Below are 18,886 nucleotides of genomic sequence, written 5' to 3' on the forward strand. Positions count from 1 at the left end.
CGGCCCTGTTAGGATGGGGCGGTTTGACCGCGCTGCGCGGTCGTCCCGAACTTCCCCCTCCCGCCACCGTGACGAGTACCGCCGTGTCCTTCTTTGCAAACGTGGAACAGGTTCCTGGCGACCCGATCCTGGGTCTGACCGAGGCTTACAACGCCGACCCGCGCCCGACCAAGGTCAACCTTGGCGTCGGCATCTATTACGACGAAGACGGCCGCATCCCGCTGCTGCGCGCCGTGCAGCTGATCGAGCAGCAGCTCGCCGCCGAAGCCAAGCCGCGCGGCTACCTGCCGATCGACGGCCTGCCGGCCTACACCCAGGCCACGCAGAAGCTGGTGTTCGGCGAGGGTTCTGACCTGATCGCCGCCGGCCGCGTCGCCACCTCGCAGACCATCGGCGGCAGCGGCGCGCTGCGCGTGGGCGCGGACCTGCTGCACAGGCTGCTGCCGCACGCCACCGTCGCCATCAGCAACCCGAGCTGGGAAAACCACCGCGCCGTGTTCGGCGCCGCCGGCTTCGACGTGGTCGACTACACCTATTTCGACAACGCCAGCCACGGCCTGGATTTCGCCGGCATGATCGCCGACCTGCAGAAGCTGCAGCCGGGCACCGTGGTGCTGCTGCACGCCTGCTGCCACAACCCGACCGGCGCCGACCTGAGCACGGAGCAGTGGAAGCAGGTCGCCGCGCTGCTGAAGGACCGTCAGCTGTTCCCCTTCATCGACATGGCCTACCAGGGCTTCGACAAGGGCATCGAGCCGGACGGCCAGGCCGTGCGCATCATCGCCGAGGCCGGCATCGACAGCTTCATCGTCGCCAACTCGTACTCCAAGTCGTTCTCGCTGTACGGCGAGCGCGTCGGCGCGCTGTCGGTGGTGGCTCCGGATGCGACTTCGACCAAGGCCGTGCAGTCGCAGGTCAAGCGCATCATCCGCACCATCTATTCCAGCCCATCCACCCACGGCGCCGCACTGGTGGCCGGCGTGCTGGGCAGCGCCGAGCTGCGTGGCATGTGGGGCGCCGAGCTGACCGAAATGCGCGAACGCATCCACGCCCTGCGCGCCGGCATGGTGCAGAAGCTGGCCGCCCTGGGCGCGCCGGAATTCGGCTTCATCCAGCAGCAGGCCGGCATGTTCTCCTACTCGGGCCTGAGCAAGGCCCAGGTGGACCGGCTGCGTGACGAGTTCGGCATCTATGCCGTCGGCACCGGCCGCATCTGTGTGGCCGCACTGAGCCAGAAGAACCTGGATTACGTGGCCAAGGCGGTCTACGAGGTCAGCCGCGGCTGATCCGCGGCCATCACCACGACCGAAGAAGAGCCCGGCGAAGTCCGGGCTTTTTTTTGCCCGGCCGCGGCCGACGTCCGTAGCGCTCAGCCCGGCACCAGCCAGGTCGTCAACGCCGCGCCTGCCACCATCGCCGCCAGCCCCACACTGACGGCGACACCATAACGTGGACCGCCACTGGCGAAGGCCAGCACCGACTTGGCCAGCGAGGCCGACACCAGCAGCGCCACCACGCCCCAGCGCGCCGTCGCCAGCTCAAGGCCACCGGAGGCATTCAGACCCGCGATGCCCGCCGCCGCCGCGTGCAGTTCGCCCAGCGCGGCGATGGTCGCCCCCGCCAACGCTCCCGCCTGGCCGAACAGCTGGCGCAGCCCTTCGGACACCAGCAGCACGGCGGCGATCACCAGCGCGATCATCAGCGCATGCCCCAGCCGGAAGGCCTTGGCGGCGGAGGTCGGCGGCAGCGTTTCTTCCTCCACGTGGCGCAGGCCCAGCAGCGAGAACGCCAGCAACAACAGCGATGCGGCCAGCAGCGGCCACGCGCTCGCGCGCAGCAGTGCAGGCGACGTGGCGCCGATCACCGCCGCGAACAGCAGCAGGGAGGCCAGGTTGGCCAGCAACGCAGCCGACGCCGAGGGTCCCACCAGCGCGGCCGACGCCCGGCTGCCGCGGCCAAAGCCGGCCACCGCCGCCGTGGACGAAGCGAAGCCGGAAAAGAAGCCCGCCACCGGCAGCCCCCGGCGCGCGCCCACGGCCCGCAGCGCGATGTGGCCGAGCATGCCCACGCCCATCACCAGCACCACGATCTGCCACAGCTTGGCCGGCACCAGCACGCCCCAGGGATCGATCGCGTCATCCGGCAGCAGCGGCAGCACCACCAGCGCGCAGGCAGCCAGCAGCAGCGCATCGCGCATCTCCTGGTCGCTGATCACCTCGCGGCTCAATCGCGCCAGTGGCGCCTTGGCCCACAGCAGGATCGCCACCACCACGCCGAGCGCCGCCGCCAGTTCCCGCGCTTCAAGCGCCAGGCCGCCGAGCAGCACCGTGATCAGCAGGGCGATCTCGCCGGTCAGGCCCGGGTCGTCGCGGGCGGTGACCCGGTAGCTGCTCCACGCCAGCAGGGCGGCCGCCAGCAGCACCACCAGGAACACGGCGGGTCCCAGTGCCAGGGCCACGACTCCCATCAATGCCAGCAATGCGTGGGTACGCACGCCTGCCTGCAACGCTGCGGCGTTTCCATGCTGGCGCTCCCGCACCGCGCCGATCAACAGGCCGATGCCGAGCGCCGCAAGCAGGCCATGTGTCGCCTGGTCCCAATCCATGTCGCCTCCTTCCTGGATACCCATGTTAAGCCGGCCGTGGGCAGGCTCGATGACGCGCGCCGGCTTCCGGCAACGACAGCATTTGTCCTTCGCCACGCGCGGCCAGGACAGAACCTGACCCTTGGCTCGTAAAAGGAAAGACAACCCGCGACAATAGCGCTCCTTTTGTCTGAAGGTAGCTTCCGACCATGTCCCGCACGTCGCTGACCCGCTTCCTGATCGAAGAACAGCATGCCCGGCGCATCAACGCCGACCTGCGCCAGCTGGTGGCGGTGGTGGCCCGCGCCTGCACCAGCATCTCGATCGCGGTGAGCAAGGGCGCGCTGGGCGGCGTGCTCGGCGACGCCGGCACCGGCAACGTGCAGGGCGAGGCGCAGAAGAAGCTCGACGTGATCTCCAACGAGATCCTGCTCGAAGCCAACGCCTGGGGCGGCCACCTGGCCGCCTGCGCCTCGGAGGAAATGGACCACAGCCAGCCAGTGCCGTCCGAATATCCGCACGGCGACTTCCTGCTGCTGTTCGATCCGCTGGACGGCAGCTCCAACATCGACGTCAACGTGTCGGTGGGCACCATCTTCTCGGTGCTGCGCACGCCGGCCGGCGTGGACCAGCCCGGTGACGAACATTTTCTGCAACCCGGCGTGCAGCAGGTCGCGGCCGGCTACTGCATCTATGGGCCGAGCACGATGCTGGTGCTTACCGTCGGGCACGGCACCCATGCCTTCACCCTGGATCGCGAGACCGGCGAATTCGTGCTGACCCAGCGCGGCATGCAGGTGCCGGCCGATACGAAGGAATTCGCCATCAACATGTCCAACCAGCGCCACTGGGAGGCGCCGATGCAGGGCTACGTGGCCGACCTGCTGGCCGGCCGCGAAGGCGTGCGCGGCAAGGACTTCAACATGCGCTGGATCGCCTCGATGGTGGCCGACGTGCATCGCATCCTCACCCGCGGCGGCATCTTCATCTACCCGTGGGACAGGAAGGATCCGTCCAAGGCGGGCAAGCTGCGCCTGATGTATGAAGCCAATCCGATGTCGATGCTGATCGAGCAGGCCGGCGGTGCCGCCACCAACGGCCGCGAGCGCATCCTCGACATCCAGCCCAGCCAGCTGCACCAGCGCGTGCCGGTGTTCCTCGGCTCGCGCAACGAGGTGGCCGAAGCCACCCGCTACCACCACGAGCACGACGCGCAGGCCTGAATCCACTCGGCCAGCGGATAGAGCGGGGCAACGCCCCGCAGCGGCAGCGGCCGGAAGCTCCCGGCCAGGGTATTGCGCGGCACTACACGTGCGCACCGATTCGGGCCACCATCGGCGTTTCCCTGGAGGACACGCCGATGCGCGTATGGATCGCCGTACCGCTGCTGCTGGTTTCCGTCCTGGCTTGGGCACAGCCGCCCACCCTGGAACAGGCCGACACCGACTGGAACCGCCTGCGCCTGCAGGGCGATGCGTCGGCGTTGGCGCCCCTGCTGGCCGAGGACTGGCTGCTCACCCATTCCGACGGCCGCGTGCAGCACAAGGCCGACTACCTGCAGGAACTGGCCACGCGCACACGCCGCAACACGCGCATCGACAACCAGGACGTGCAGGTACGCCGCTACGGCGATACCGCTGTGATCACCGGCACCAGCGTGCAGGCCGCGGTCAGCAACGGCCAGCCGTGGGAAGGACGCTTTCGTTTCACCCGCGTGTGGCTACTGCGTGATGGCCACTGGCAGATGGTGACCTCGCACTCCTCGCGGTTGTCCGATCCCCAGCCCTGACGGCGAAGACCGCAGGGCACGCGGGCCGATCAGAACAGCTCGCCCTGCGGCGAGGCCTTCTTCGGCGGTACCGGCGGCACGAAGCGGCTGCAGTCCAGCCACGGCCACTGCTCGCGCGAGGCGTTGAAACCCAGGCGCCTGCTGGCCAGCGCGAAGCGGCGCGACAGCAGCTGCGCATACACGCCTTCGCCGCGCATGCGCTTGCCGAACTGGCTGTCGTAATCCTTGCCGCCGCGCAGCTGGTTGAGGGTGCTCATCACATGCTCGGCACGCTGCGGATGGTGCGCCTGCAGCCAGTCGCGGAACAGTGGCGCCACCTCGTAGGGCAGGCGCAGCAGCACGTAACCGGCACTGCGCGCGCCTGCATCGCGCGCGGCTTCCAGCACTGCCTCCAGTTCGGCATCGTTGATCCACGGGATCACCGGCGCCACCATCACGCCGACCGGAATCCCGGCTTCGTGCAGGCGCCGCATCGCGCGCAGCCGCGCATGCGGCGCAGAGGCGCGTGGTTCCAGCTTCGCCGACAGATGCGGGTCCAGCGAGGTCACCGAAAAATGCACGCTGACCAGACGCTGCGCGGCCAGCGGCGCCAGCAGGTCGATGTCGCGCTCGACCAGCGCGTTCTTGGTGATAAGCGAGAATGGGTGGCTGGTTTCCAGCATCACCTCGATCAGCTGGCGAGTGATGCCCAGCCTGCGTTCGACTGGCTGGTAGGCGTCGGTGTTGATGCCCAGCGCAATGGGTTTGACCACATAGCCGGGCTTGGCCAGTTCCCTGCGCAGCAGTTCGGCGGCATTGGTCTTGGCGAAGATCTTCGTCTCGAAATCCAGCCCCGGCGACAGGTTCAGGTAGGCGTGGGTGGGCCGCGCGAAACAGTACGAGCAACCATGTTCGCAGCCGCGGTAGGGGTTCACCGACTGGTCGAAGCCGACGTCCGGAGAGGAGTTGCGGCTGATGATGCTGCGCGCGACTTCCACGCGCACGTCGGTACGCAGGCGCGGCGCGGCGAATTCCTCGCCGTCGTCGGCCAGCCAGCCGTCGTCGACGGCATCGGTGGTGGTGGTTTCGAAGCGGCCGGGCAAGTGGCTGGTGGCACCGCGGCCCTTGATCGGAGTGGGCATCGGCCTACGCTAGCGCGGCGGCGTCGCAGATGCAGCGACGCGGCGTTCATGCAGACGCCCGGCCACGGCCGGCCTCGCGCGCCCTGCACCGGCCATGGCTAGAATCGCCGCATGCGCGAAGCCCTTCACAGCCTCTGGACCAGCGTGTCCTCCATCCCGCACGCGGCGCAGATCCTGGCGACCGCCTACGTGCTGTACCTGGTACTGCTGGCCGGCTACATCGTGCTGCAGAAACGCGAACCGGTGGCGACGCTGAGCTGGATCCTGTCGCTGGCGGTGCTGCCCTACATCGGCCTGTTCGTGTTCTACGTGCTCGGCCCGCAGAAGATCGTGCGCCAGCGCCTGCGGCGCGGGCGTTCGCGCGAGGGCATGGAGGCCTACAACACGGTCTGCCCCGCCGATGTGCACTGCACCGAGCTGGCGCGCATCGGCCAAGCCACTACCGGCCTGCCGCCGAGTACCGCCACGGCCGTGGACTGGCTGGTCGATGGTGCGGCGACCTACGCGGCGATCCTGGCGGCCGTCGCCGGCGCGCGGCGCCACGTGAACCTGGAGTACTACATCTTCGAGCCCGACCACGCCGGCACGGCCCTGCGCGACGCGCTGATCGAGCGGGCGAGGGCAGGGGTGAGGGTACGCCTGCTGCTGGATGCAGTCGGCTCCTCACGGGTCAAGCGGGGCTTCCTGCGGCCGCTGCTCGATGCCGGCGCCGAAGTGACGTGGTTCCACCCGCGCCAGCTGCTCAAGCCGTTCAAGCGTCCGTGGCTGAACCTGCGCACGCACCGCAAGCTGGTGGTGATCGATGGCTCGGTCGCCTTCACCGGCGGCATCAACATCACCGACGACGAGGACGACAGCCGCAACCCGGACGCCTATCGCGACCTGCACACCCGCCTGACCGGCCATGTCGTGCGCAGCCTGCAGCTGGTGTTCCTGGAGGACTGGATCTACGCCAGCGGGCAGGGCATGGCCCATTTCGACCGGGAAGACCTGTTTCCTTCCAATGGCCCCACGCGCGAGGGCGGCACGGTACAGGCGCAGGTGCTGGTGTCCGGCCCGGATTCCTCGTGGGAAGCGATCCACCGCATGCACGTGGCGGCGATCCACGAGGCCGCCCGCCGCGTCTGGCTGGTAACGCCGTACTTCGTCCCCGGCGAAGCCGCGCGCATGGCACTGACTTCGGCCGCGCTTGGCGGGCTGGACACGCGCCTGCTGGTGCCGCGGCGCAGCGATTCGCTGTTCGTCACCCTGGCCGGTCGTTCCTACTACGACGAACTGCTGCAGGCCGGGGTCAAGATCTACGAGTACGGCCCGCGCATGCTGCATACCAAGGCCTTCATCGCCGATGACGACACCTGCATCGTCGGCAGCGCCAACTTCGATCACCGCAGCTTCCGCCTGAACTTCGAGCTGTCGATGCTCTACCACGATCGTGGGCTGACCTCGGAACTGGAAACGATCCTGGCCCAGGAGTTCGCCCGCGCCACGCCGGTGCGTGCCGACCGCCACCGCCCGCTGTGGCGGCAGCGCCTGCCCGAGGCCTTCGCCCGCCTTGCCTCGCCGCTGCTGTAGCTCCACGCATGGAAGCCGCACCGGGCGGGCCGCTACACTGGGCGCCTCCCTGGGGAGATCGTCATGTACTGGCTGTTCCTGCTGCTCGCGCTCGGTGCCTTCACCTTCGCCATCACGACCACGCACACGGGCTTGCTGCTCCTGTCGCTGTTGGCCGCGCTGCTCTTCTTCCTGTTGTGGATGAAGGGGCTGTACGCCGCACGCTTCGGCGGCGCGACCAGCCACGCGCCGCGCGCCCTGCACCCGGCCGAACTGCAGGCCCTGCGCGACCAGCTGCGACCAGGCGCGCCACCGGCCGCTTCCCCGTCTCCCTCCGCACCTGAAGACCATCCGCCGTCATGACCCGCCTCAGCGTCAACGTCAACAAGATCGCCGTGCTGCGCAATTCCCGCGGCGGCAACGACCCGGACGTACTGCGCGCGGCAACGGCCTGCCTGGACGCGGGTGCGCATGGCATCACCGTGCATCCACGCCCCGACCAGCGCCACATCCGCGCCGACGACGTCCACGCGCTTTCGGCGCTCACCCGGCAACGCGGCGTGGAGTTCAACATCGAAGGCAATCCGTTCGCGCCGCCGCGCACCGGTTATCCGGGCCTGCTCCCGCTGTGCGAACAGACCCGGCCAGCACAGGCCACCCTGGTCCCGGATGGCGACGGCCAGCTCACCTCCGACCACGGTTTCGACTTTGCCCGCGACGGCGAGCGCCTGCGCCCGCTGATCGCCGCATTGAAGGGCTTCGGTTGCCGGGTCAGCCTGTTCGTCGACGCCGGCAACCCGGACATCGCCACTGCCGCCGCACTCGGCGCGGACCGCGTCGAGCTCTACACCGGTCCCTATGCCGAAGCTTTCGCCAGCGGTTCGCCGGACGCCGCATTGGCGCTGTTCGCGGATGCCGCCCGGCGAGCGCAGGCCGCGGGCCTGGGCGTCAATGCCGGTCACGACCTGTCACAGGCCAATCTTGGCCGCTTCCTCGCACACGTACCGCAGGTGCTGGAAGTCTCCATCGGCCACGCGCTGATCGGCGAGTCGCTGTACGACGGGCTGGACTCGACGGTGAAGGGCTACCTGCGCATCGCCGGACACGGCCGCTGATCCTGCCTGCGTCGCTTTCCATGGGATGGAAGGCGGCCTCGGGGAAGCCTGATTGAGGGTCCGCTGCTGATCCGCAACGAACGACATGCCTTCGCGCAGGTCAATGTTGTCGGTGGCCAGACGCCGCGATCCTGTCATCCGTGAGTTGATCGTGTCGAAGCATCCACCCGACGTTCTGGCGCACGACAGGGCTTTGCGAACGACACCATTCGTCCTCTCCCATACAGTGCGGCTGCATGAGGCAAGGAAAGCGCTCCCGGCAGACGGGGCGCTTTCCGATGGCGCAATGGCCCGGCAGTGCACTACTGCGCGAAACCGATCTTCCTCACCCCGGCATTCCTGGCCTGGGCCAGGATCCTGGTCATGACCTCGTACCCGGAATCCGGACTGGCGTTGATGCGAAGTTCCGGCTGGTTGGTGGGATCCTTCTGTACTTCTTCTTCAATCTTCTGCTGCAGCTCGTTTACATCCACCGGGCTGTTGTTCCAGTAAACCCGATTGCCCGCATCCACACGCAGATAGATTGGCGATGGCGGTTACCGCGTCATCGGCAGCGGATTGATGACCCGCTGCGGCAGATCCACGGCGATCGGGTACGTCATGACTGACGCACTCAGCACGAGCACGCAGAAAGCAGCGCCGATCAGCGCCAGCATCAACACCACCGCCACCACGATCTTGTTCTGCATGCCTGTCCCCTTTCCGCTCCCTTGCCACCGACGTTAGCAGAGACCGTCTGGCTTGCCTCGAAGGGGAATAAAAAAAACGCCCCCGGCAAGCGGGGGCGTTTTCCAGTCGCGTCATGACTTGGGTATTGCGTTACTGCACGAAACCGATCTTCTTCATCTGAGCGTTCTTGGCCTGGGCCAGGATCTTGGCCATGACTTCGTACTCGGAATCCGGATTGGCGTCGATGCGAAGTTCCGGCTGGTTGGTCGGATCCTTCTGTACTTCTTCTTCCATCTTCTGCTGCAGCTCGTTCACGTTCACCGGGCTGTTGTTCCAGTAAACCTGATTGCTCGCATCCACACGCAGATCGATCGGCGGCGGCGGCTCGCGCAGCTGCGGCGGCGGGTTGATGACCCGCTGCGGCAGATCCACGGCGATCGGGTACGTCATGATCGGCGCGGTCACGATGAAGATGATCAGCAGCACCAGCATCACGTCCACGAGGGGCGTGACGTTGATGTCGGCCATGGGGCCCCTGTTTCCACCACTACTGAATGCCATCGCTTATTGCCCCTTCTCTTTGGTGGCAACGAAGCCGACGTCCAGCATGCCCTGACCCTGCGCGATCTTGGTCACTTCGTTGATCACGCTCATCTTGGTGGTCTTGTCACCACGCAGGTTGAGCGGCGGCTGGGGCGTCTGCTGGGCAGCAGTGGCGAAACGCGACTCCAGGGTCTCCTTAGTCACCAGCTCATCGTTCCAGTAGAGCGAACCGTCTTCCTTGACCGCCACCGTGATCGGACCGGCACGCTTTTCGGCGTCGTCCGGATTGATGTTCAGGTTGGCCTCGGGCAGCTCGACCTTGACCTTGTGGGACATCAGGGGAGCCGTGATGATGAAGATGATCAGCAGCACCAGCATCACGTCCACGAGGGGCGTGACGTTGATGTCGGCCATCGGGCCGCTGCTGTTACCACTACTGAAAGCCATAACGGGCTCCGTCTATATCGTTGCGAGGACTGCTCTGCCTACGGCTCAGCGGACGCGCGAGCCGGTGGCGAAGAAGTCGTGCAGATCGTGCGCGAAGGTGTCGAACTTGCTGACGGTGGCGCTGTTGATCTTGCTGAAGAAGTTGAAGGCGAACACGGCCGGGATCGCGACGAACAGACCGATGGCGGTCATGATCAGCGCTTCACCCACCGGGCCGGCAACGGCGTCGATCGAAGCAGAACCGGTGGCACCGATCTTGATCAGCGCGCCGTAGATGCCCCACACGGTACCCAGCAGACCCACGAACGGAGCGGTCGCGCCGACGGTGGCCAGCAGGATCATGCCGCCCTGCAGCCTGTTGGATTCGCGGGTCACGGCCTGACGCAGGGCGCGATCGACGAACTCCGAACGGCTCAGGGTCTCGGCAGCGCCAGCCTGCTGGTGGTGGGCAGCGGCCTGGGCAGCGTCCAGCGCGATCTTCGAGAACGGCTCGGAAGCCGGCTGCTCTTCCATGGCGCGGATGGCGTCCTGGGCATTGGCGGCATCCCAGAACATGCCCGGCACGCGGTCGGAAGCCGACTTCAGGCGGGCGGTGCGGAAGATGTTGATGACGGTCCAGTACCACGACATCGCCGACATCGCGACCAGGGTCAGCAGCACGACCCAGGAAACCGCGAAGTCACCCGGCTTGGAGGTCATTTCGTGAATCAGATGCTCGAAGCCCATCTGCGAGAGCGCGTTGTTTGCGTTGCCCCCGGCAGCAGCGGCGATGAAGATTTCCTGCAGCATGACGCTTACCTTTGTTGTGTGTGGTGTTAAAGGGTATAGCTAAAGTCGAACGGTTCCCGGAGGGCGGCCGGCGGCCGCCAGCCGGGATCAGCTCAGCGCAAAGTTGACCGGGACGCGGACGCGACCAGCCGCCTTCTGTCCATTGACGACGGAAGCGTTGAACTTCCACTTGCGTGCAGCGTCCATGGCGGCACGGTCGAGGTCGCGGTTACGGCTGGACTTCTCGACGGACACATTGGTGACGTTGCCGCTGGCGTCGACATCAATGATGAGGATGACCTCGCCCTGGATACCGGCGCGGAAGGCGGCCGGCGGGTAACGCGGCGGGTTCATGTTCTTGGACGAGATGTCCACGCTGGCCTGGATGTCGGTGACCTGGGCCGGCGGCGACGGCGGCGACGGCGGCGTCGCCACGTCGTTCGGACGCGGTTCCGGCACGTCCACCACCGGGGCTTCCGGCGGCGGCGGCAGCGGCGAGGCCTTCGGCGGCGCCAGGTTCTTGACCGGCGGCGGTGGGGTGTCCTGCGGCGGCGGCGGCGGCGGCGGGGGTGGCGGCGGCGGCGGGGCGTCGACCAGGGTCACCATGACGTTGCGTTCCTTTTCCGTAGCGGCCTTGGGGGCCACGGCCGGGATCAGGAGCATCATCAGGGCTGCCAGATGAAGTGCGATTACAAAGGCGATACCGGCGATGCGGGGCCAGCTCAGACCCTTGTCTTTCTCGCCGTCATACCTGTGGTGGAAAACCAGTTGTTCCGTCATGCGCCAAGAACTCATTAGTGGGGCCGGGGCGGCGTTGTTCCGACGCCCCTGATTCAGCGGTGCATGACACCGCAGGAACCTCCAAGCTTATACCAATCCTGACCAGCTGCGCATCACAAATGCAGCTGTTCAGGCGTTATTCCTGCTTACTTCAGGTTGATGATCTTGTCTGCATCGGCCGGGTTCTTCACACCTTTAGCCTTTGCATCCCGGGCAGCCTGCCTGGCTTCGGGAATCCGTCCTTCGGCATGCAGCACACGCGCCAGATTCAGGTAGGTCTCGCCATCCTTGGAAAGCGGGGCGGCTTTCTGCCACGCCTCGATGGCCTGCGGGATCTGGTCGGAGTAATAGTACGACTGCGCCAGCGCCAGGTAAGCCTGGTAGTCCGGCTTGAGGATGCCCTTGGACAGGCCCTCGTTGATCACCGCAATGACGTCCTTTTCCTTGTTCTCGGTGTTGGCATAGATCGAGTACAGCTGCTTGTACTCGCGCTCTTCGGTGAGCTGTCCGGCCGCGCGCAGCTTGTCCATCACCGCGCCAGCCTTGTCCATCTGGTCGGCCTGCATGTACATGCTGGCCAGGTTCAGTTGCGCCTTCTTGTCGGCCGGGTTCTTCGCGGCCAGGGCCTCTGCTTCCTTGACTGCTTCGCCGGTCTGGCCAGCTTCGGCGTAGGACGCCATCAGCAGCTGGTTCCAGTTGTCCTTGGGCTCGGGCGAGGCGGCGATGGCCGCCTTCAGCACCGGGATGGCCTCGGCATACTTCTCGGTCTGGTACAGGGCCTGGCCCTTGATCACCAGTTCCTCGGGCTTGTGCGACTTGGACTCGGCGAAATACTTGTCCAGGTTGGCCAGGCCTTCGGCGTACTGCTCGTCCTGCAGCTGCAGCTGGGCCAGCATCAGCATGGCCTGGAAGTGGCCGTTGTTGTCCAGCTGGTTCAGGGCGACGGCCTGCTGCAGGTATTGCTTGGCGGCGGCGTTGTCGTCCAGGTTGTAGGCGGCCTGCGAGGCGAGCTGGTTGGCAACCGCCTTGTCGTATTCGTTGGCACCGTCGGCGGCGATGATCTCGTCGGCCAGCTTGCGGGTTTCCTCGTAGTCGTCCTTGTTGTAGGCAGCGAACAGCTTCTGCAGCTTGCCGCTCATCTTCGAGGACGACTTGCCCTTGGGCTCCTCGCGGGTAGCCTCCGGATACAGCACCTCGGCCTTGGCCGAACCGCGGCTGTGGCGCTCGCCACCCCGATCGGACGAGCGCGACTGGGCGTCGGCATCGGCAACCACAACGCCACCAAGCACGGTCGCGATGAGGACGGAAAGCAGGGCCTGCTTATGGCTGCGGGAGATCATGGGTCACCTCGATGAAACCGCGGGGGGCGGTGCTGTAGACGGGCCGTCCGGGAAGACGGAGCCGCCAAACGTAACAGAAAATTTTTGACGGAGAAATCACTTCCGTTGCTGTACTGCACCAATGTCCAAGGCTGAGCCGGGTCATGTCCGGGAGTCAACCGCAGCGCGGTGTCCGCCCGGACTGTCGCGCCTGGCGATAGACGGGCTCCAGCGCGGCAACATCACGCTGCAGTTCGCGGATGCGGTTGGTCGGGTCCGGGTGGGTCGAAAGCCATTGTGGCGGGCGTCCGCCACCCGCCGCCATCATGTTCTGCCACAGGTCCACGGCCTGGGCCGGATCAAACCCGGCCTGGGCCATCAGGCGCTGCCCGACCACGTCGGCCTCGCTTTCCTGGGTGCGGGATCCCGGCAGCAGGATCAGTCCCTGCGCGCCCATGCTGCCGAACTGATTGACCGCACTGGCGGCGGTATCGCCATAGGCGGCGCCTGCCAATGCCCCGGCAACCTGCAGGAGACCGGAAGTTCCCATCTGCCGGGTTATGCGTTCCTCGTGATGCCGCGAGATCACATGGCCGATCTCATGGCCCAGTACCGCCGCCAGTTGGTCCTGGTTCTTCGCCACAGTGAAGATGCCGCTGTTGACCCCGACCTTGCCGCCGGGCAGGGCGAAAGCATTGGGCTCCTTCTCGACGAACAGCGCCGTTTCCCAACGTACCCCTCGGTATTGTTGTGGCAGTTCGGCCACCAGCGCGTTGACCACGCATTGGACATAGGCGTTCTGCCGGGCGTCCCTGCTCAGGGTCTGCTTGGCCTTGGTTTCGGCGAAGGCCTGCGCACCGAGCTGGTCCAGCTGCTGCTGGGAAACGCCGCCCACGATCTGGCGGCGGCCGGTAGGCGAGGTCGTTGTCGCGCAGGCACCCAGCAGCAAGGCGATCGCGACGCCGAACAGTACGGGTTTCATTGCGGATTTCCCCTCGTTCATGTCGGCAGTGTGCGAGCGCCCGGCTTAAATTTCCGTCAATCGGCGCCGCGTTTATTGGAGCCCGAAGAACACCAGTGCCGCCAGTGCGATCGCGTTGTTGAGCGTATGCGCGGCGATCGCCGCCCACAAGGTGCCGGTCCGGCGGTACAGCCAGGCGAAAGCGACACCCATGCCACCATAGACCAGCCACAGTTGCAGGATTTCCGGCAGCCCGTTGCCGCTCGTACCGGGGATCTCGTGGATGAAGGCGAAGGCGGCGCCGCTGAGCACCATGCCCAGCCATGGCCGACCCGCCACCCAGAGACGGCCGAACAGCACCCGGCGGAACAGCAGTTCCTCGTAAGCCGGCGCCAGGAACACCGCGAAGGCGACCAGAAACACAGGGTAGTGGGCCAACGCCTGTTCCATCAGCGGCAGATTGGTCGGCACCGGCTCGATGCCAAGCTGCTTGCCGATCCAGCCGATCAGGCTGCTGCCGGTGAACACGCCAGCGGCCACGAGCAGGGTCCATCCCCAGGTCGAACGGCGAAGCGCGGCGGCGTGGGATGCGGCACGTTCGGCCTGCGAGGCAGGCCGACGCCAGAAGTAGAGCACCAGTGCGGTAGCGCCGGTGGAGACCAGCGCGATCAGCATCTGCGCCAAGGCACCCGGCTGGCCCAGCTGCGAACCCAGTTGGCCCGCGTCCGGCGCACCGCCGCCTTCGCGCGCGATCGCCATGCCGACCTCGAAGCCGCGCCACAGGCCCCAGGCCAGGCCGCAGAACAGGCTCAGGCCCAGCAGGATGCAGGCAGCCAGCAGGACATCCAGTCCGAATCCCAGCAGCGGGGAACCTTCGCGGGACACCGGTGGCGTGGTGGGCGGGACGGACAACGGAACCGGCGGTGGTGCGGACATCGTGATCCTGGGGCAGCAACGGAATACGGGCAGACGCCGGATGCGGCACCTGCCCATGTTGCCGGATTGTGTCAGATATCCAGGTTGGTGACCTTCAGCGCGTTGTCCTCGATGAAGTCGCGGCGCGGCTCGACCACGTCGCCCATCAGGGTGCTGAAGATCTGGTCGGCGGCCACCGCATCCTCGATACGCACCTGCAGCAGGCGGCGGGTATCGGGGTTCACGGTGGTATCCCACAGCTGTTCCGGGTTCATTTCGCCCAGACCCTTGAAGCGCTGGATCTGGCGGCCCTTCTTGGCTTCTTCCATCAGCCAGGCCTGGGCCTGGGCGAAGCCGGTGACTTCGGCCGAGCGGTTGCCGCGGTTGATGGTGGCGCCCTCGCGGATCAGGCCATGCAGCAGCTGAGAGGCCTGGTGCAGCGGACGCAGTTCGCCGGATTCGAACGCCGCCAGCGGCAACACCTGGATGTGCTCCTCGCCCATGTGGCGGCGGGTGACCAGCACGGCCGCCGGGCGCTGTTCGGTCGGCTCCTGCAGGACCAGACTGAAACGCGGCGTGCCCAGGCTGCCCTGGTTCAGGCGCCTGGCCAGCGCGTCCAGACCTTCGCCGGCGGCAGCGTTGCGCAGGTGCTCCAGGTCCATCGGAGTGAAATCGACCAGCGCCTCGAGCAGGCTGCGGTCGTAACGGTGCGCATTGCGGTCGATGGCATCCTGCGCGCTGGCGTAGGTCATCAACAGCTTCTCAAGCGCCACGCCCTCGATCGGCGGCTCGCCGGCGGCCGGGACCAGCGAGGCGTTCTCCACCGCGCTGTTGGCCAGGTAGGCATCCAGCGCCGGGTCGTCCTTGAGGTACAGCTCGGTCTTGCCCTGCTTGATCTTGTACAGCGGCGGCAGGCCGATGTAGACGTAGCCGCGCTCGATCAGCTCCGGCATCTGACGGTAGAAGAACGTCAGCAGCAGGGTGCGGATGTGCGCGCCGTCGACGTCCGCGTCGGTCATGATGATGATCTTGTGGTAGCGCAGCTTGTCCGGGTTGTACTCGTCGCGGCCGATGCCGGTGCCCAGCGCGGTGATCAGGGTACCGACCTGGTCGGAAGCCAGCATGCGGTCGAAACGCGCGCGTTCCACGTTGAGGATCTTGCCGCGCAGCGGTAGCACGGCCTGGTTCTTGCGGTTGCGGCCCTGCTTGGCCGAACCGCCTGCCGAGTCACCCTCGACGATGAACAGTTCGGACAGCGCCGGATCCTTTTCCTGGCAGTCAGCCAGCTTGCCGGGCAGGCCGGCGATGTCCAGCGCGCCCTTGCGGCGGGTCAGGTCGCGCGCCTTGCGCGCGGCTTCGCGGGCACGGGCGGCATCGACGATCTTGCCGGCGATGGCCTTGGCTTCGTTCGGATTCTCCTGGAGGAACTCTTCCAGGCGCGCGCCGAAGGCGTTTTCCACGGCCGGGCGCACATCCGAACTGACCAGCTTTTCCTTGGTCTGGCTGGAGAAGCTCGGGTCCGGCACCTTCACCGACAGCACCGCGATCATGCCTTCGCGCATGTCATCGCCGGTCAGGCTGATCTTGGCCTGCTTTGCGATGCCGTTCTGCTCGATGTAGTTGTTCAGCACGCGGGTCAGCGCGCCGCGGAAGCCTGCCAGGTGAGTGCCGCCATCCTTCTGCGGGATGTTGTTGGTGAAGCAGTACATCGTTTCCTGGTAGGAATCGGTCCACTGCAACGCCACTTCCACGGTGATGCCGTTGTGCTCGCCGGTGACCGAGATGACGTTCGGGTGCAGTGGGGTCTTCAGCTGCGCCAGATGCTCCACGAAGCTCTTGATGCCGCCTTCGTAGTGGAAGTCGTCGCGACGGCCTTCGCCGCGTTCGTCGGCCAGGATGACCTTGACGCCCGAGTTGAGGAACGAGAGCTCGCGCAATCGGCGCGCCAGGATCTCGTAGTGGAACTCGACATTGCCGTGGAACGCCACGGTCGACGGCCAGAAACGCACGGTGGTACCGCGCTTGGTGGTGGTTCCCAGCTGCTTCAGCGGGCTGACTGCGGCACCGTTGCTGAATTCCTGCTGGTAATGGAAACCACCCTGGAACACGTCCACCAGGAGCTTCTGCGACAGCGCGTTGACCACGCTGACGCCGACGCCGTGCAGGCCGCCGGAAACCTTGTAGCTGTTGTCGTCGAACTTGCCGCCAGCGTGCAGGACCGTCATCACCACTTCGGCGGCGGAAACCTCGCGGCCGAGCTTCTGGCTCATCTGCTCGTGCTTGCCGACCGGAATGCCGCGGCCGTTGTCCGACACCGATACCGAACCGTCGGCATGGATGGTCACCACGACGTTGTCGGCATGGCCAGCGAGGGCTTCGTCGATGGAGTTGTCGACGACTTCGAACACCATGTGGTGCAGACCGGTGCCGTCGTGGACGTCGCCGATGTACATGCCGGGACGCTTGCGGACAGCCTCCAGCCCTTCCAGGGCAGTGATGCTGTTGGCGTCGTAATTGCCATTGCTGGCCGGGGTGTTCTGTTCTTCGCTCATCGCGCTTGCCGTTGGCTCCACAGGTCACGCGCCGGCCCGGAGGTCGGGGCGTGAGTAAAGAGGGGGTCGTGGAAAGTATACCAGCCGGGCCATTACGCACCCGGAACGGTCATTGCAGCATCCGGATTGCGCCGTGTTCCACGTGGAACACGGCCGCCGGTCGCAGCTGCTCTTCGAGTGCGGCAGGTGGTTCGGTCGCGGTGATGAAGACCTGCGCGGGCGTCTCCGCCAAGCGTTCCAGCACGCGTTGCTGGTGATGCCGGTCCAGTTCCGCCCCTAGGTCGTCCAGTGCGATCACCGGCCATTCGCCGCGCTGGGCCGCGTAATCGTCCGCCTGCGCCAGCAGACAGGCGAGGGCGGTGAGCTTGGCCTGCCCACGCGACAGGGCATCTCGGCCCGGGATCTCCCCATAAGCGACAGACCAGTCCGCTCGATGTGGCCCCACCGAGGTATGGCCCATGGTGCGATCCCGCTCACGGGACAGCAGCAGAGCGTCGGCCAACGGCATTTCGTGCCGACGCCAGCCCGATTGCAGCTCAAGACCCTGCAGCTGAAGCCCCGGCGCCAGATCGGCGGCGATGGCTATTGCTCGTTCCTGCAGCCGATCAAGGTAGTGCTGGCGCCGTGAGGTCAGCGGAGTACCGGCCTCGGCCAGTTCATGATCCCAGGCGTCGAGTTGTCGCGGAGCGGCTCCGGCCTTGAGCAGGGCATTGCGTTGCTTGAGCGCCCGCGTGTAACGACGCCAAAGGGGGAGAAAGTCAGGTTCCACGTGGAACAATCCCCAATCGATGAAGCGCCGGCGCGGTTCGCTGCCTCCACTCACCAAGGCGTGGCTACCTGGTTCGAAGGTCACCACTGCCAGCGCGGCGCACAGGGATCCAAGCTGGGCCACGTCCTCGCCGTCCAACCGGCCTTTCCAGGTCTGCCCGCCATGGCGTAGACCTGCCCGACGAAGCCGTTCGACCGATGCCGCCCCCCCCTGCTCCTGCCATTCGACAAAGACTTCCAGAGCATCGGCGCCCTTTTGCACCAATCCATCGCGGACGCGGCCACGGAAGCTGCGCCCATAGGCCATCAGATGCAGGGCTTCCAACAGGCTGGTTTTGCCCGCGCCGTTGTCCCCCGTGATCAGGTTGATTCCGGGACGGGGAGCCAGTTCCACCGAGTTGAACCGGCGTACGCGGTTCAGTGAGAGACGGACGATGTGCATTGACGCTCGGGAGTAGACACGACGCCCACGGCATCACCAGCCAAGGCAAGACCGGCAGCTTAAAGCATCTATCGGGAAAGCCAGCTCTGTTCCCGGGTCAGGCCAGAGATCGAACATGGCCCATCAATCCGATGGCATCACTTGTCCCTGTGCACAGACCGTTCTCGAACCTTGGGCATCCTGTGGACAGTTTTGTCGGCTTTCCCATGAATCCCACTTGTTCACAGCTATCCACAGCCTGATCCCGGGCTTTTCCATAGGGGTTTCATGACATAAATACCCTTTAAAAACAAAAAGATAAGCATTTTTTAAATGAAATCCAGTCCTACCATCACCACAAAGCTTTTGATTTGTTTCCAGATTTAAAGCTTTGACAGGCGGCTTCCGGATCAGGATTCCTGGAGAAAAGCCTGATGATCATGTCCTGTATCGAGGTGGCCTCGCCTTCTGGGATATCCCGTCTCCAACAATCACTCGGACAAACTTTCCATCCGGATCCGCGATTCTCGAAGTGAGTTCCACGTGGAACATCACATAATCGGATACTGATCCCGGGAAGGCT

17 protein-coding genes and 1 pseudogene are annotated in these 18,886 nt (G+C 65.9%); 6 read left to right on the forward strand and 12 right to left on the reverse strand.

Annotation, left to right across the window (positions count from 1 at the left end; translation table 11 throughout):
- Nucleotides 1-83: 83 nt before the first annotated feature.
- On the forward strand, nucleotides 84-1,286 hold the full coding sequence (locus AC1DGW_RS11050) for an amino acid aminotransferase (RefSeq protein WP_478022779.1): 1,203 nt from the start codon (nucleotides 84-86) through the stop codon (nucleotides 1,284-1,286).
- 83 nt (nucleotides 1,287-1,369) lie between these two features.
- Here the strand turns inward: AC1DGW_RS11050 and AC1DGW_RS11055 are convergent, their stop codons facing one another.
- Entirely contained in the window at nucleotides 1,370-2,605 is a 1,236-nt protein-coding gene (locus tag AC1DGW_RS11055) for an MgtC/SapB family protein (protein WP_478022781.1), read from the reverse strand.
- A 188-nt stretch (nucleotides 2,606-2,793) separates the two neighbouring features.
- Between AC1DGW_RS11055 and AC1DGW_RS11060 the strand changes: the two genes are divergently transcribed.
- Nucleotides 2,794-3,807, forward strand: coding sequence for a class 1 fructose-bisphosphatase (locus AC1DGW_RS11060; protein ID WP_478022783.1), 1,014 nt, complete (start codon nucleotides 2,794-2,796; stop codon nucleotides 3,805-3,807).
- Between the two features lie 137 nt (nucleotides 3,808-3,944).
- Nucleotides 3,945-4,373: a nuclear transport factor 2 family protein gene (locus AC1DGW_RS11065; RefSeq protein ID WP_478022785.1), complete on the forward strand. Its 429-nt coding sequence runs from the start codon at nucleotides 3,945-3,947 to the stop codon at nucleotides 4,371-4,373.
- Between the two features lie 29 nt (nucleotides 4,374-4,402).
- On the opposite strand, the gene AC1DGW_RS11070 is transcribed toward AC1DGW_RS11065, so the two are convergent.
- The gene (locus AC1DGW_RS11070; RefSeq protein WP_478022787.1) at nucleotides 4,403-5,494 is read right to left on the reverse strand and encodes a PA0069 family radical SAM protein; all 1,092 of its coding nucleotides are present in this window, start codon (nucleotides 5,492-5,494) and stop codon (nucleotides 4,403-4,405) included.
- A 111-nt stretch (nucleotides 5,495-5,605) separates the two neighbouring features.
- On the opposite strand from AC1DGW_RS11070, the gene cls reads away from it, so the two are divergent.
- From cls to AC1DGW_RS11085, 3 genes are all read left to right on the forward strand, one after another.
- On the forward strand, nucleotides 5,606-7,066 hold the full coding sequence (cls, locus tag AC1DGW_RS11075) for a cardiolipin synthase (protein ID WP_478022789.1): 1,461 nt from the start codon (nucleotides 5,606-5,608) through the stop codon (nucleotides 7,064-7,066).
- A 63-nt stretch (nucleotides 7,067-7,129) separates the two neighbouring features.
- Nucleotides 7,130-7,408: a hypothetical protein gene (locus AC1DGW_RS11080; RefSeq protein ID WP_478022791.1), complete on the forward strand. Its 279-nt coding sequence runs from the start codon at nucleotides 7,130-7,132 to the stop codon at nucleotides 7,406-7,408.
- Entirely contained in the window at nucleotides 7,405-8,160 is a 756-nt protein-coding gene (locus AC1DGW_RS11085) for a pyridoxine 5'-phosphate synthase (protein WP_478022794.1), read from the forward strand. The genes AC1DGW_RS11080 and AC1DGW_RS11085 overlap by 4 nt, the downstream gene beginning before the upstream one ends.
- Nucleotides 8,161-8,462: 302 nt before the next feature.
- Here AC1DGW_RS11085 and AC1DGW_RS11090 read toward each other — a convergent pair.
- The 10 genes and pseudogenes from AC1DGW_RS11090 to recF form a co-directional block, all read right to left on the reverse strand.
- Nucleotides 8,463-8,816: pseudogene (locus AC1DGW_RS11090) on the reverse strand (ExbD/TolR family protein).
- 163 nt (nucleotides 8,817-8,979) lie between these two features.
- Nucleotides 8,980-9,390, reverse strand: coding sequence for an ExbD/TolR family protein (locus AC1DGW_RS11095; RefSeq protein WP_055768671.1), 411 nt, complete (start codon nucleotides 9,388-9,390; stop codon nucleotides 8,980-8,982).
- 3 nt (nucleotides 9,391-9,393) lie between these two features.
- The gene (locus AC1DGW_RS11100) at nucleotides 9,394-9,819 is read right to left on the reverse strand and encodes an ExbD/TolR family protein (protein WP_478022797.1); all 426 of its coding nucleotides are present in this window, start codon (nucleotides 9,817-9,819) and stop codon (nucleotides 9,394-9,396) included.
- A gap of 45 nt (nucleotides 9,820-9,864) precedes the next feature.
- A complete protein-coding gene (gene exbB, locus AC1DGW_RS11105) occupies nucleotides 9,865-10,608 on the reverse strand; it encodes a TonB-system energizer ExbB (RefSeq protein WP_478022800.1) in 744 nt (247 codons plus the stop codon).
- Nucleotides 10,609-10,695: 87 nt separating this feature from the next.
- Complete coding sequence (locus AC1DGW_RS11110; RefSeq protein WP_478022802.1) at nucleotides 10,696-11,367, reverse strand: energy transducer TonB; 672 nt, start codon at nucleotides 11,365-11,367, stop codon at nucleotides 10,696-10,698.
- A 146-nt stretch (nucleotides 11,368-11,513) separates the two neighbouring features.
- On the reverse strand, nucleotides 11,514-12,707 hold the full coding sequence (locus tag AC1DGW_RS11115) for a tetratricopeptide repeat protein (protein WP_478022805.1): 1,194 nt from the start codon (nucleotides 12,705-12,707) through the stop codon (nucleotides 11,514-11,516).
- A gap of 154 nt (nucleotides 12,708-12,861) precedes the next feature.
- Nucleotides 12,862-13,668 (reverse strand): M48 family metallopeptidase, encoded by an 807-nt coding sequence (locus tag AC1DGW_RS11120; protein WP_478022807.1) that lies wholly within the window; start codon nucleotides 13,666-13,668, stop codon nucleotides 12,862-12,864.
- Nucleotides 13,669-13,740: 72 nt separating this feature from the next.
- Nucleotides 13,741-14,583, reverse strand: a complete 843-nt coding sequence (locus AC1DGW_RS11125) for a lysostaphin resistance A-like protein (RefSeq protein ID WP_478022809.1) — start codon at nucleotides 14,581-14,583, stop codon at nucleotides 13,741-13,743.
- Between the two features lie 71 nt (nucleotides 14,584-14,654).
- A complete protein-coding gene (gene gyrB / locus AC1DGW_RS11130; RefSeq protein ID WP_478022811.1) occupies nucleotides 14,655-17,114 on the reverse strand; it encodes a DNA topoisomerase (ATP-hydrolyzing) subunit B in 2,460 nt (819 codons plus the stop codon).
- Between the two features lie 109 nt (nucleotides 17,115-17,223).
- Complete coding sequence (recF, locus tag AC1DGW_RS11135; protein WP_478022814.1) at nucleotides 17,224-18,324, reverse strand: DNA replication/repair protein RecF; 1,101 nt, start codon at nucleotides 18,322-18,324, stop codon at nucleotides 17,224-17,226.
- Nucleotides 18,325-18,886 lie beyond the last annotated feature (562 nt).

Source organism: Stenotrophomonas sp. 05N423, assembly GCF_056397145.1.